Origin of the sequence: Desulfosarcina sp., from assembly GCF_041551955.1 — a bacterium.
Classification (GTDB): Bacteria; Desulfobacterota; Desulfobacteria; order Desulfobacterales; family Desulfosarcinaceae; genus Desulfosarcina.
The window spans coordinates 1-13,262 of the sequence record NZ_JBFELV010000106.1 but is presented as its reverse complement, the minus strand read 5'-3'; the positions used below and the strand labels follow the sequence as shown (position 1 = coordinate 13,262).

Below are 13,262 nucleotides of genomic sequence, written 5' to 3'. Positions count from 1 at the left end.
TCCCCGCGGCTTGCCGAGGGGAGGGTTCAATTCGAAGGGGAAAAAACAGATGCAAAACCAGCAAACGGAAAAAGAGCGGCCCCAGACACCGCAAATATGGGCGGTCGGTGGCGGAAAAGGCGGCATTGGCAAGAGCGTTCTCAGCATTTTGATTTCCATGGCGCTGGCCGAGAAAGGCCAGGACACGGTGGTCATCGACGGAGATTTGGGCGGGGCCAACCTTCACACATTCATGGGCATCCGCACCCCCAGCAGAACCCTGAATGATTTTATCTGCCGCCAGTACGCGACCTTGGACGAGGTCTGTATGGGCACGGAACAGAAGGGCCTTAGAATCATCTGCGGTGCCAGCGAGGTACTGACCCTGGCCAACCTTCAATATACCCAGAAGGTAAAAATTCTTCAGGCGATTTCCAAAATCGAGGCCGACCATGTGATCCTGGACTTAGGGGCCGGCACCGGATTCAACACCCTCGACTTCTTTCTATCTGCCGACCGACAGATTGTGGTGATGACCCCCCAGCCCGTTGCGATCCAGAATGCCTACGCGTTCGTCAGAAACGCCGTTTATCGAACCTTGAGCCGCCTGACGAGCCGCCGGCCGTCATTGGGGGGTATGGTAAAAGCGGCTATGGATCCAAAGAATGACCTTCAGGTGAGAACGGTAACCACCCTGCTGGACCGGGTGGCCGAAAACGGAGACCCGGCGGATGCCGCTGAAATGGCGATTCATCTGAAGCGAATTCACCCCACCCTGATCACCAATATGGCCAGGGAACCGCGGGACAAAAATGCCGGACGGATCATTCAGATGGTGTCGCGAAAGCATCTGATGATTCAAGCGGAAATCGGAGGCGGCGTCTATTACGACCCCCAGATCAATGCGATGGTTTCGGGCATGGAACCACTAACGCGGATAGACCGTGAGAGCCATGCCATCCAATCCGCGATGGCCATCGTGTCGCATCTGGGAAACAATGGAAAGCAGTAAGGATGATCCATTGGATTCCGGTGGATTCCGGCAGATGGAGAGATAGGGTCTCTCGAGTCGAAGGGTCAGCGAACGGGCAGGGTGTCCCTGAAGGTTTCGAAACAGTTTTTTATGGCCGCGGAAGTTTTGGGGGCCAGGTCGACAAAATGGCAGCCCACGCCCCTTTTGTTGACATTGGCGATTTTAGCCTTCAAAAGAACCGCTTTTTCTTCGGTGGGAAACTTGATCGCAAGGCTGACCAAGCGTCCCGGATCAAGACCGGATTTATCCCTCACCTCCACAAACAGGCCGTTCAGACTCAAGTCGGTCACCTTGAGCACATCCTTCAGATGACCGAAAAGTGCCGTGCAGCGAAATTCCAGTCGGGGGAATTGCCGCCGCTCGCTACTGACTTCAATGTGCTGGCTTCGAACGTCAATCATCTCAAGTCAAACTCCTTATAAACTCACGCGGTCGTGACCCCGGCAATATTATAACACGGACCGTTCCCATTTCAATGGTACACCTACCGGCAGCACCGGAGGGTCATAGGGCCAGGAAGGCCTGAACGATTGAAGTTTCAATCTATATGGTATTGTGAACTAGCCTGACGCTGGAGGCGGTTGATCATATTTTTCATGATTTGGATCTGATAGTTGGTAAGTGATTCGTACTGTACCCCGATGCCACCCTGCTCCAAGCGGACCACCCGGCCTTTGATTTTAAGCGCCAGTTGGTTTTCAGGCACCGAAAAACAAATGGAGACAGCCTGATTCATGGTAAAGGGCTCACAGCTTTCCACAAACATCCCGCCGGCGCTGATATCCATGGCTGAACAGTTGATGGCGCGCCCATCGGCAGCCAGATCCACGGTAATGTTGCAGGGAACTCGCGGGAATTCCCGGAGCATGGCAAACCGCTTTTGCTCGTAACGGTTCATGAACGTCAGCAGATCCGCTTCTGACAATTGATTGATCAGAAGAAAAAAACGTGCGATTAGCAGTTGCCTGTCCCTGGCCGCAACAACGCCGTCCGAATGGGACTTCGGCATACTCAGGAGTTTTTCATTGTCCTTGAGGTTCAATTCCTTGAACAGATGCAACAGGGAGATCAACTGTTCGTCGGTCATTTTGTAGATGGCAATTGAAAGGCGGGTAAGGATTTTCTTTTTTTCCGCCTGCCAGATGGAATTTTGCATCGGTAATGTCTCCTGCTTTTGCCGACCAATGACTGATCCGGGTTGCGACAGGCAAAAAAACTCTCGCAGAGGTTGTCTGCATGCACGCCCTGGCGCTCCCACGAGCATCCAGGGCGTGGCTGAATGGAGCCCCAGCAGACAAAACGATACCCTGAAGGGACGCATGACGCCATTCGTCAGCGGCACTGTACCCCTTTTTCAATGTAAAAATCAAGTCTGGATTCAAGTTGATCATGGCGAATAACAAACATTTACAAGAGATTAGGAAAATGTTGCACAAACCAACCGACCAGGTGCGCCTGGGCGGAAAAAAAGTGGCGGTATAGCTGACCGATGTGGACAACATTTCACCGGAACGACCCCGCATAAAAAAAAGTACTTAAAATTATAGAAAAAACTTGAAATCCTAAAGCAAAAAAGGGTATTAAACGCACGTGAACCGGTAAAATCGTTTCCGATTGATTGAACCTGCGGTTGCCACCCAGGCGGAATTGCACGCTTTTCGCTCAAGGGGCAGCCGAATCGCCACCGTACCGGTAAACCAGCGCGTGAGCGAGCACCCGCACCCTGCCGGTTCGGGAGTTGCCACGCTGGCTGGCGGCCCGGGAAAGCGCTGATCTATCAAGGAGGAAGGGACATTGTCTTATATCCTGGATCAAGAACAACTGGACGGCCTGGAAGAGGCGTTGACCACCGATCTGATGACGCTGGGCATACAATCCGTAATCCTCATCGACATGGCCGGCAATGTCATCGTCAACCTCGATGATGGTAAGGTTCGCCACGATGTTTACTCGCTGGCAGCATTGGCCGCCGGGAATTTCGGAGCGGTGAGTGCGATGGCCTCCATCATCGGTGAAGAGGAGTTTTCGCTGCTTTTCCACAAAGGCAAGAGCGAGAACATCAATTTCACCAAAATTATGGATGACTTTCTGCTGGTATCTATTTTCGGGAATGATGTCTCACTGGGCTACCTCAGACTCAAGATCGATGAAGTGATTAAAAAGGTCAAAGCACTGATTGAAAAGACCCGATCGACTTAGCGTGTTGGCCTGCGCGGTAACGGCTTGATCCACCCGAACTTATCAACAAGCGGGACGGAAGCATGGCGTTTATCAATACCAAAACAAAAGAAGTTCAGGTCAAACTCGTTTTTGTCGGTCCCGGCAGAGGCGGGAAAACCACCAACCTGGAATACATTTTCAGCCGGATCCGGCACCGAATCGAATCGGACATGGTCAGCATCAAGACCCAGGGCGATCGAACCTTGTTTTTCGATTTTCTGCCGTTCGAACTGGGGGCGATCAAAGGGTACAATGTCAAGACCCAGCTTTACACGGTTCCCGGCCAAGTCAAGTACAACGCCACCCGCAAGCTGGTGCTGAAAGGTGTGGATGGCATTGTTTTTGTCGCCGACTCCATGGTCGACCGAAGGGAGAACAATATCAGTGCCCTGAACAATCTGGCGGAAAATCTTAATTTTTACGACATAGACATCGCCGACCTCCCCCTCGTGTTCCAATACAACAAGCGAGACTTGGCAACGGAGGGAATTCCCATTCTCGACGTTGAAACCATGGAAAAGGATCTCAATGCCCAACTCAAGGCGCCTAGTTTCACGGCCAGTGCGCTTAAGGGAGACAATGTGATCCCCACCGTCAAAAAGGCTATCTCCACAACGATGGTGGCGATTCGGGAAAAGCTTCTATAAGGAGGAACCGCCGTGGATAAAAAAGCGAATGATACGTTCGCATTCGATCTGGAAAACCGTCTGGATGATTTTTTCAGCGATGCATTGCCTCCCCAAGAAGAACCGCCGCCGGATGGGGAACCTCCGACCCCAAAGACCGATCTTCCGTTAAAAGAATTAAAATCGACGATACTGGCCATCGACTGGGAAATCACCGATGAGGTTCTCGAGACGTTCATCGAACAAGTAGACGGACTGTTGTCCCAGTTTGAAGACGACAAGGTGATCCACACACTGCTCAAACTTCTGAAATCACTTGGTAAATATATACGCGCACACAAGTCCAAAGCCCATCCGGATACCATTAAAAGAATCATGGCAGTCTACTCCGCTTTAGAGGAATCGGTCACCAACGATGGTATGAGCCGGAGTGAAAAAGAAAAAATGCTGCTGGAGGAGGTCAAACAATTCCAGCGACTGAAGGCCTTGATCGCCGCTTCTAAAACCCCCTATGTGGCCAGCGGAACGCAGAAACCGGGAATATCAGGAGAAATACCGGGCATCGATGCAGTTATCAGGGCAATCGATGAACTGAAGTCAATGATGGCGAAAGAACTGGGGGCCATTCGGGAAGAACTTGGGCAACTTCGCAAAAAGTAGTTTTCATTTACTCTTCAAGAGTATGCTGTCCAGGCCGTCGATGCCGTCAATGGACGCTGCCAAGGCAAAACGATCGTCCACCAGGCCGGTAATGTCAGATTGCCGGGCCAAATCATAGCGAACCATGAGATCAGCGATAGTCTGGATTTCCGCTGTTTTAGGAACAAACCGATCATAGACCACCCGACCGTCCGGCGTGGTCAAGGCCCGGCGCACAAAATCGGCGGACTGGTTCCAGTAACCGGACGCGATTCGGGCAGCCTCATCGGGATGGCGGCCAGCCCAGAGCCCCGATCGCGCTGCCGTCTCTACCAGTTTTCGGACGACGGTGGGATTGGCGTCGATCCAGCTGCTTTTCACCAGCACGAGGTTGCAGATAAAGCCCGGCCACAACGTCTCCACGTAATCCACGACGTCGGCGTCACCACTAAACACGGTCTGAGCGGCAAACGGTTCACCGACAAAATAGGCATCCAGTGCGCCGGACGCCAGCGCCGCCGCCATATCCGGCGGGTTCATCTCGACTACACGAATTTTTCCGCCAAGCCCTTTCTCCTCCATCATCTTCTTCAGGCAGAGATTGTGGCCTGAGTATCGCATGGGCACGGCAATCGTGCGGCCGGACAAATCTTCCAACCGCCTCGCATTCAGGGTTTTTCTTGCCACCAGGGTACTTTCATGCCGGTTGCCGATCAGCACCACCTTTACGTCGACCCCCTGCTGATGCAGCACCACCGCCAGCGGTGCAATGATGAACGCCGCTTGGATGCTGTCGTTCCTCAGGGCTTCGGCCATTTCCGCAAAGGAGGAAAACTTCACGGCTTCGAAATGGACCCCGGCACCATGGCGGGAAACATAGTCCAAGAGCGGTGCCGCCAAGTTCGTTACCACCGGCATATACCCCATGCGGACAATCCTCTGGTTTTCCGGTTGACGCGTCAACTGGTGGTGGAGCCATGAGATTAACGCCAGCCAGACGAGAAAAAAAAGTCCCAGTTTCTTGGGTAGGCTCAGTGTGCTGGATACGACCCGTGGCTTCAGGCTAAACGGCATAGTTGACCCCCATCATGAGGAACAACTCACTTCGCAAAAGGCTTAAATCTTTAGATTTTTCAAAATTTCGAGGCCGAGGGAAGTCCAGGGTTCGATCCATGATCACCCGAGTGGGACTGTCCCCTAGTATAACGATCCGGTCGCCCATGATCAAAGCGTCATCGATGTTGTGGGTCACCAGCAGGATGGTCTTTTTAATGAACGCATGCATGTTGACCACTTCTTCTCGCATTTTCATGTGCGTGAGAAAGTCGAGCCCGCTGAATGGCTCATCCATGATCAAGATATCCGGGTTCACGGCAAGGGCGCGGGCCAGTTCCGCTCGGCGCTGCATGCCGCCGGACAGCTGCCGGGGATAGTGCTCCTCGAAGCCATCGAGTTCCACCATCTCGATAAATTCCGACACCTGTTCATGCCTGTCCCGACGGTTGTTAAGATGACGGAGCCCGAGGCCGACATTCTCGGCAACGGTCATCCACGGGAACAGGCCGCTGTGCTGAAACACAAAGATATGGTCGGCGGAAGGCCCCTTGACCGGCTTATCGTTGATCTGCACACGACCATCGGAAGGCGGCTCGAACCCGGCAATGATTCTAAGCAGCGTCGACTTTCCGCAGCCCGAGGGCCCCAAAAAGCAAACCATTTCCCCATCCAGAATATTCAGGTCGATGTCGGAAAGAACGGTCACTCGATCCCCTTGGCGCAGCAACGGATCGTCATCGCTGCGGGGGTCCCTGCGACGATTGGCGTAGGTTTTGTTCAACTTTTCGATGTTGATGCGGCCCAACGCCTACTCCTTAGTGAGTCATTTTACGCCAACGGGCCGCTTCCAGGACGCCCAGTTGACGCATCAGGAAATCCAGTACCAGTCCCACCAGGCCAATGGTGATCATGCCATCCATGACGTAATCCATGCGAAGGGCATTTCTCGAATCTAAAATCAGAAATCCCAGGCCGGATCGCACGGCAATCATCTCTGCCGCCACGACTACCAGCCAGGAAATGGTCACCGTCATCCGCAGAGCCGTAACGACCTCCGGGATGATGGCGGGAATTACCAGTCGGGTAATGATCTCGGTACGCGAAAAATTGAAGTTGGCCGCCACATGAAAATAGGTGGGATTGATGCCATCGACGGCAATGGTGGTGGAAACCACCAGCGGGAAAAAACTGGACAAGAAAATCAGGAAGATGGCCGGTGGATCACCAATACCGAACCATAGCATGGCCAGGGGTATCCAGGCCAACGGCGATATGGGCCGCAAAAATTGAATCAACGGATTAATCAAAGATTTGGCGGTCTTCATCATGCCCAGGGCGATCCCCAAGGGGATGCCCAACCCGGCGGCCAGATAGAATCCCACGGTGACCCTGAACAGGCTGGCCACCGTATGCCTGATCAGCGTGCCGTCGGCCAGCAGTTCCCCCATGCTCACCAGTACCACCACAGGCCCCGGAAACACCTCGCGACTCCAGCCGCTGAAGCGGGCCAATACGTCCCAAATCAGCAGCAGTGCGAAAAAGCCCAAGAACGGCATCAGGTAGGCGTAGGGTCTCTTCTCCTCTTTTTTTCGATCATTGGTGCTCAATCCGGGTCACCATCCTTTTGGATCAATAGCTGTTGTAGATCAGATGAATGCCGATGAGCGTAAGCAGGAAGATAAACACTTCCTTAAGCATTCTTTCGTTGATCTTATCGGTAAACCACGGACCGACTTGTCCGCCGATGATGACGCCTGGAACGGCCCAAACCAAGGCCGTCAGATCGGCCGATGTCCCTAACATCAAATGGAAGGCGGAACCGGCGATACACGTACCGAAAATGGTGACGATGCTGGTGGCGACAGCAACACGCATGCGCAGTTTCAGTCGGTTGCGCATGAGAGGAACCAGCCACTCGCCGATGCTTACGCTGAGCATGCCGCTGGCCACGGCCATGAGTGAAACCAGCCCCCCCCAGCGACGAGCCTGTTTCACCGCCACCCGGTCTTGGCCCGTATCGGTGTATTTCTGGTTCGCCGACACGAAGATAAAGGCAGTCGTGAGGGTTAATATCCCCAGCGCCAGCTCCAGGTTCGCCGCCGAGAGCAACCGGGTCAGCAGCGCCCCCAGACCGAGCCCGGGAAGCGCCAGCAACAACAAAAAGCCGGCCAGCGGAAGATCCGCTGATTTCCTTTTTATGTAGGCGGCGCTGCCTGACCCCATACCCGCCGTCTGCACCAGCAGAGAGGTGACTACCGCCGTCTCCGGCGAAAGTTTTAAAAAAATAATAAAAAAGGGCATCCACAGGACACCGCCGCCGATGCCAACCGCCGATGCCAGCGAAGCGATGATCATCCCTGCCGGGAAGGCCAGAAGATTCAGCCCGGACATGACCGGTCGTCCACTGAATAGAGTTTGAAGAAATCGATGACCTGTCCGAGCATCAGCAGTTCAGATTCCAGACGGGCGAGCTGCTGCTCCATGGCATCCGATCCTCCGGGGGTCGATTGCTCTTTTCTCATCAAGCCCATGGTGCTGGATGTCACCCGGCCGGCGGAATCGCATACCGACCGAGAAAGCATGATGATCTCCTGCAGGTTGGTAGACATGTCGTCAATGGCGGCAGACAGCTGTGAGAGTTCGTTTTTGGAATCGACGCCGGTTGTCCGGCTCAAATCTCCGGCAGAGATGGCCTTGGACACCTCCACCATGTGCTGTAGGGGTTCGGTGATGGTTTTGATGAACATGGTCAGCACGATGACCACCACAGCCAGGATCACCCCGACCATCATCATGGCTTTGTTGCGAATTTTCACTAGGGGCTCGTAAACCTGGTCCTCGGCCAGATCTCCGATTGCATGCCGTTGATAATTTCGGCTCAGTTCCTGTTTCAACGCCGTTGAATGGGTGTCCAACACAAATTCGGAGGCGACCAGCAGAGCGGCAAACCCGATTAAGAGGATGTAAATAATCATGGTGCGCTGGAGCGAATAACTGTTGGGGGGTGTCATGACGCCGACTGCCGCCAATCACCCAGGCCTGCCATGATCTCCTTGGCCAGTTCTATATACTGGGTGCCGGCCACACTTTTCTGGCTGTAGTGGATGGCCGGCATGCTCAGGATCTGGGCCTCTTTGAGGCTGCCATCCATCTCGATGACCGTATTAAAGGTCTCCCCCGGATATAGATCCTTTATTTTGGAAAGAATCAGCCGGGATGAATGGCTGGCCTGGTCCAGCATGGTAAACAGGATGCGGGACTGAATCTGGGGGTTGGCTTTTTTTCGGATCAGCCTGATCAGCTGCATCACCTGGTCTACGCCATGGGTGGACAGATAATCGCACTGGCAGGGAATCAGCACCCGGTTGGATGCGGTAAGGGCATTTAACGTATAGAACTCGATGGAGGGTGGCGTATCGATCAGAATGAAATCAAATTGATTTTTAACCGTGTATAGCCTGTCCTTGAGCATGAATTCAAAATGCTGGGCCCCGAAGTACAATTTGTTGAGCAGGACCATGTTCCGGCCGGAGGGCAATAGCCATAGATTGGAATATTTCGACTCAATGATAAAATCTTCCAGCGGTTGGCCTAATGCTTTCTGGGCATCATAAAATGTGGGCTGCTGCTTTTGCCCCAGTGAAATCGTCAGGTTGGCCTGGGCATCGAAATCCACAAGCAGCACCTTCTTGCCGTGCAGGGCCAGGGATACGCCGAGGTTTAAACAGGTGGTGGTTTTGGCGACCCCCCCTTTGCGGTTGCCGATGGTCATCACGTGATCGTTGGCGTGATCCTGACGGGCATGATCAAGATTGAGGAACGTGATTTCCTGAACACGGTTAGGCTTGTATGCTGAAAACAGATGGTCGCAAACCGAACACCGTGCGACGAAGGACGATTTGTCGGTCGCATCGTCATCGAGATGAAACCGGGTCCTGCATTTCTGACATACAATGATCATTGTTTAATTTCCTCGGGCAACAACAAGATTAAGGCGGCACGCCGGCCTGCAGCACGGCAGCACGCCGGTCAATGGTTACGGCCAAACCCGTTTAAAACTGTTATTAAAAGGTCGGCAGGGTTCACCTCCTCATCGGCCAGACCGGCTTCGACCACCTGGTCTAATGGTTCGGCAACCATGCCGGACGACCGTTTTCGAAGAATGATCCGTCCCCCGTTTTCATGTACGACCCTCAACCCCGATTGTTCACCCGTGTTGGCACCGGACAGCAAAACAACCGCCAGGTGTTGCTTGAAAACGGTTGCGGCGCTCGTCAGGAGCCGGTCCACCTGGACCAACCCTTCTTCGCGTGCCTTGGGGACGATAGCCGGTTCGTCGCCATTCATTTTCACCGCCAAGGGCCAACCGTGATTGCCCACATAGCATCGCCCTGAAAATAGGGACGCTTCATGCCCGATGGGTGACGCCGGGCATCCGCACCGTTCGAACAGATAGCGGGCAAAGGGCTCACTAAAGGATGACGGCAGACTCTGTATGGCCACGACAGCGCCATCTTTTTCGGCCAACGCCGGCACCAAACCGGACAGCAGGATCATCTGCTCCAGGTGTCCACCGGGACCTGAGATCACGATGACCAGACGGTGGCACGCACGATCGATTGGTTTGCTGGCCGTTCTGCCAGTTTTTGCCGTGGGGATCCGCGCAATCCTGAAATTGCCCACCGTGGCCGTGGCGGCGACCCTTACCCGTTCAAGGATTTTGTGTTGCTGAACGAGGATATCCTGGTTCTTGGTGGGCTTGCTCATAAAATCCACGGCGCCCAGTTCGAGAAAATTGAATATCGCCTTGGACGATCCGTCCCCAGGGTTGGACGTAATCACCACGGGGCAGGGCTTTTCGATCATGATGTGCTTGATGGTGCTGGTGCCGTCCATCACCGGCATATTCACATCCAGCGTCACCAAGTCTGGAGACAATTCATCGATCAGGGAGATCGCCTCCTCACCGTTGCTGGCCATGCCCACCACCTTGATCCGGTTGCTGGCGGTCAGCATGCTGGACAATATTTTTCGCATCATGGGTGAGTCATCGACGATGAGCACCCGCAGTCGGTCATCGGCTGGTTCTTCGCGTGAGCCTTTTGCTGTTGCAGACGGCGCCGATTCGAGCCCGGCTTTTTCATCGACAAGACGGGCCGCCTCCATGATCAGGTAATGGTAGTTGTTATGGATGGTCCGTTGGGGCGTCGTCGACACTTCGATGGACTCGAAGCTGCCGGTCTGCCAGCCCAAAATGCGGTAGAACGCCTCTTCTCCCTCGACGTCCTCGCAGGCGGCATGAACGATTTCGCCGTCGACGATGAAGATCGTACCGATGCGGTCATCCTTGGTCACCCGCATACAAACACTGGAGGTGGACAGACAGCACATCTGGATCAAGTCGTTGAGCTGAATGTTCTTCAGCGTCCCGGCAAACCCACTGTCCACATGCGTTGGATGCGCTGAGGAAGAAGCGTATTTGGTTCCCATGCCCCGCGTGTCAATCCATTTCTATCCCAGTTTGCTGGCAAACTAGAATCGGTTTAGCATTAAGGTCGTCGGCCCACCTCATCCTCCGACATCAGCAAGCGAGCCCATCGGTCTTCATTGTCGTTGAACGATCACAGCACGGCAGCGGCCAGTCTTCGTTCAGACTCTCGTTCCTTTGCCATGACCACCAGTTCGTCGACATTGAGGATCAGTGAAATACTGCCGTCACCCAAAATGGTCGCCCCGGAAAACCCGCTGTTTTCCTGCAGGTAGTCTTCCAAAGGTTTGATCACCACTTCCTGTCGCCCCAGCAGCTGATCCACAATCAGACCGGTTCGACCATTGGCGGCGTTGACCACCACAACGAAAAACCGACCATCCGATTTGGCCGGTGCCGGGTCATGCATGTTCAACAGGTCGCTCAGCCTGACTAGAGACAGGGGTTCGTCATGCAGATGCATCATCTCACTGCCGTCGACGGTGAAAATCTCTCCCCGGTCGAGGCGAAAGGTCTCCTGCACAGCGCTCATGGGCACCGTGATGTGACTGCCAGCACACCGAATCATGAGGGCCGGTATGATGGCCAGGGTCAACGGGATTTTAATCCTGATGCGGGTGCCCACATCCTGCCGGGTTTCGACCATCAGGGACCCGTTTATTTTTTCGATGTTGCGCTTGACGACATCCATGCCGACGCCGCGCCCGGAGGTATGCGTCACCTGGTTCGTGGTTGAAAATCCGGGCAGCATGATCATGTCGATCAGCGCCTGTTGGTCCATCCGTTCCAGTGTCTTTCGGTCAGCCAGCTGCTTTTCAACCGCCTTTTGACGAATGCGGGAAAGATCAATTCCCTTCCCGTCATCGGTCACCTCGATGATGACGTTGCTTCCCTCATGGTATGCCTCCAGCAGCAACACGCCACCTTCCGGTTTTCCTTTTCGCTTCCGTTCCTCACGGGATTCGATGCCGTGATCCACGGCGTTACGAATGATATGGATCATGGGATCAGCCAGTTGTTCGATGACCATCCGATCCAGCTCGGTCTCCTCACCGCGGAATTGGAGCTGGATTTTCTTATCCGTGTCCCTGAGTAAATCATGAACGAGCCGCGGATAACGATTGAAAAGCCTTGATATCGGCAGCATCCGCACCTTCATGACTTGCTCCTGGAGTTCACTGGACACCCGTCCCAACACCGTTGTGGCGTCGTTAAGCCGTGCACTGAAGCCGGAAATCAGGCGCTTGTCGGCTTTGTCCATGGGAAACCGGTGATTGAGATAATGGGCCATTTCACGCATTTGAGCAAACAGCTGGGCAAATGAAGAACGGTTGACCACCAACTCCCCCACCTGGTTCATCAATTCGTCAACTTTATCCGCATCCACGCGGATACTCTTTCTGATCGTATTCCTGGCGCTGAGGGCTTCAGGCGCAGACTCCTCGTCAGCAGACTTCTCCGCCTGGGCCGGCGTTGAGAAGTCGATCCCTCGTGCAGTTGTTTCTGTTTCTATTTCATGCATATCGGTTGTCGGAAGGGGCATCGCCGCAGCCTTGGGCCACAGGTCTCCGTCTTCGTCAGGGCCATCAGGCAACCATGTCGCATGGACATCCCCGTTTATGCCAACGGAGGCTTTGTTGACATCGATTCGATCCGTTCCGAAGTCGTCGAGGATGGCCAACGCCTCATCTCGATCGACCTCAATCTCGGATGGCGGAGGCCTATGGTCAGTCTCATCCATGTCCGCGGAAAACTGCATGGCAATCGGATCCTCGCCTATCAGCGCGTCACTGGAGCCATGGGTATTGCTGTTTTGCATGGATAAAAAGGTTTCATCCAGTGTTCTTGCAAGAAGGGATTCTCGCTCATGGTCGTCGATCTCAGGCAGGCCCGCCAGCAGGTGGGCAATATCGGTGGAGGGGAGCGGGTCCGGTTCAAAAAGGTCGCCCGATGGCCCATCGCCAATGGGTGCCGCGGTCACAACCGTCGCGTCAATGACCGCCAGCGATTCGGCATGGGGGAAAAGATCCTGAATGCGGCCGACGCCGGATACGATAACCGACTGCAACCACGCGTCGAACTCTTCGGAACCGGCTGGTTCCGACCGGGAAGCGAACGCCTCCATCGCTGCCAGCATGTCGTCATACACCGCCGACAGGGCATCATATCCCATATAGTTGGCCGTGGCCGCCAACCGGCCCACCTGGTCGGCCATACGATC

14 protein-coding genes are annotated in these 13,262 nt (G+C 54.3%); 4 read left to right on the top strand and 10 right to left on the bottom strand.

The window, feature by feature from the left end; all coding sequences use genetic code 11:
• Nucleotides 1–991 (top strand): P-loop NTPase (locus ABYV26_RS10260; protein ID WP_372680675.1); only part of this gene is annotated, 991 nt, incomplete at its 5' end.
• 65 nt (nt 992–1,056) lie between these two features.
• Here ABYV26_RS10260 and ABYV26_RS10255 read toward each other — a convergent pair.
• Both ABYV26_RS10255 and ABYV26_RS10250 read right to left on the bottom strand, forming a co-directional pair.
• On the bottom strand, nt 1,057–1,413 hold the full coding sequence (locus ABYV26_RS10255; RefSeq protein ID WP_372680673.1) for a PilZ domain-containing protein: 357 nt from the start codon (nt 1,411–1,413) through the stop codon (nt 1,057–1,059).
• Between the two features lie 137 nt (nt 1,414–1,550).
• On the bottom strand, nt 1,551–2,168 hold the full coding sequence (locus tag ABYV26_RS10250) for a PilZ domain-containing protein (RefSeq protein ID WP_372680671.1): 618 nt from the start codon (nt 2,166–2,168) through the stop codon (nt 1,551–1,553).
• Between the two features lie 638 nt (nt 2,169–2,806).
• Between ABYV26_RS10250 and ABYV26_RS10245 the strand changes: the two genes are divergently transcribed.
• The 3 genes from ABYV26_RS10245 to ABYV26_RS10235 all read left to right on the top strand — a co-directional run bounded on the left by ABYV26_RS10245 (nt 2,807) and on the right by ABYV26_RS10235 (nt 4,518).
• Entirely contained in the window at nt 2,807–3,211 is a 405-nt protein-coding gene (locus ABYV26_RS10245) for a roadblock/LC7 domain-containing protein (RefSeq protein WP_372680669.1), read from the top strand.
• Between the two features lie 62 nt (nt 3,212–3,273).
• Nucleotides 3,274–3,879 carry an ATP/GTP-binding protein gene (locus ABYV26_RS10240; RefSeq protein WP_372680667.1) on the top strand — a complete coding sequence of 202 codons (606 nt, stop codon included), beginning with the start codon at nt 3,274–3,276 and terminating at the stop codon, nt 3,877–3,879.
• A gap of 12 nt (nt 3,880–3,891) precedes the next feature.
• A complete protein-coding gene (locus ABYV26_RS10235) occupies nt 3,892–4,518 on the top strand; it encodes a hypothetical protein (RefSeq protein ID WP_372680666.1) in 627 nt (208 codons plus the stop codon).
• A 3-nt stretch (nt 4,519–4,521) separates the two neighbouring features.
• Here the strand turns inward: ABYV26_RS10235 and ABYV26_RS10230 are convergent, their stop codons facing one another.
• The 8 genes from ABYV26_RS10230 to ABYV26_RS10195 all read right to left on the bottom strand — a co-directional run.
• The gene (locus tag ABYV26_RS10230; protein WP_372680664.1) at nt 4,522–5,571 is read right to left on the bottom strand and encodes an ABC transporter substrate-binding protein; all 1,050 of its coding nucleotides are present in this window, start codon (nt 5,569–5,571) and stop codon (nt 4,522–4,524) included.
• Nucleotides 5,561–6,358 (bottom strand): ABC transporter ATP-binding protein, encoded by a 798-nt coding sequence (locus tag ABYV26_RS10225; RefSeq protein ID WP_372680663.1) that lies wholly within the window; start codon nt 6,356–6,358, stop codon nt 5,561–5,563. The genes ABYV26_RS10230 and ABYV26_RS10225 overlap by 11 nt, the downstream gene beginning before the upstream one ends.
• A 10-nt stretch (nt 6,359–6,368) precedes the next feature.
• On the bottom strand, nt 6,369–7,160 hold the full coding sequence (locus ABYV26_RS10220) for an ABC transporter permease (RefSeq protein WP_372680661.1): 792 nt from the start codon (nt 7,158–7,160) through the stop codon (nt 6,369–6,371).
• 22 nt (nt 7,161–7,182) lie between these two features.
• Complete coding sequence (locus ABYV26_RS10215; protein WP_372680660.1) at nt 7,183–7,944, bottom strand: sulfite exporter TauE/SafE family protein; 762 nt, start codon at nt 7,942–7,944, stop codon at nt 7,183–7,185.
• Complete coding sequence (locus ABYV26_RS10210) at nt 7,932–8,564, bottom strand: HAMP domain-containing protein (protein WP_372680658.1); 633 nt, start codon at nt 8,562–8,564, stop codon at nt 7,932–7,934. Before ABYV26_RS10210 ends, ABYV26_RS10215 begins: the two co-directional genes overlap by 13 nt.
• The gene (locus ABYV26_RS10205; RefSeq protein ID WP_372680656.1) at nt 8,561–9,514 is read right to left on the bottom strand and encodes an AAA family ATPase; all 954 of its coding nucleotides are present in this window, start codon (nt 9,512–9,514) and stop codon (nt 8,561–8,563) included. The genes ABYV26_RS10210 and ABYV26_RS10205 overlap by 4 nt, the downstream gene beginning before the upstream one ends.
• A gap of 68 nt (nt 9,515–9,582) precedes the next feature.
• Entirely contained in the window at nt 9,583–11,043 is a 1,461-nt protein-coding gene (locus ABYV26_RS10200) for a response regulator (RefSeq protein WP_372680654.1), read from the bottom strand.
• A 131-nt stretch (nt 11,044–11,174) separates the two neighbouring features.
• Nucleotides 11,175–13,262: chemotaxis protein CheA (locus ABYV26_RS10195; RefSeq protein WP_372680653.1), on the bottom strand; the 2,088-nt coding region annotated here is incomplete at its 5' end.

Excerpts from the sequence above, each read along its gene's own strand:
- ABYV26_RS10255 (WP_372680673.1), bottom strand. The coding sequence starts at position 1,413 with ATGATTGACGTTCGAAGCCAGCACATTGAAGTCAGTAGCGAGCGGCGG.
- ABYV26_RS10250 (WP_372680671.1), bottom strand. The coding sequence starts at position 2,168 with ATGCAAAATTCCATCTGGCAGGCGGAAAAAAAGAAAATCCTTACCCGC.
- ABYV26_RS10240 (WP_372680667.1), top strand. The coding sequence starts at position 3,274 with ATGGCGTTTATCAATACCAAAACAAAAGAAGTTCAGGTCAAACTCGTT.
- ABYV26_RS10230 (WP_372680664.1), bottom strand. The coding sequence starts at position 5,571 with ATGCCGTTTAGCCTGAAGCCACGGGTCGTATCCAGCACACTGAGCCTA.
- ABYV26_RS10215 (WP_372680660.1), bottom strand. The coding sequence starts at position 7,944 with ATGTCCGGGCTGAATCTTCTGGCCTTCCCGGCAGGGATGATCATCGCT.
- ABYV26_RS10210 (WP_372680658.1), bottom strand. The coding sequence starts at position 8,564 with ATGACACCCCCCAACAGTTATTCGCTCCAGCGCACCATGATTATTTAC.
- ABYV26_RS10205 (WP_372680656.1), bottom strand. The coding sequence starts at position 9,514 with ATGATCATTGTATGTCAGAAATGCAGGACCCGGTTTCATCTCGATGAC.
- ABYV26_RS10200 (WP_372680654.1), bottom strand. The coding sequence starts at position 11,043 with ATGGGAACCAAATACGCTTCTTCCTCAGCGCATCCAACGCATGTGGAC.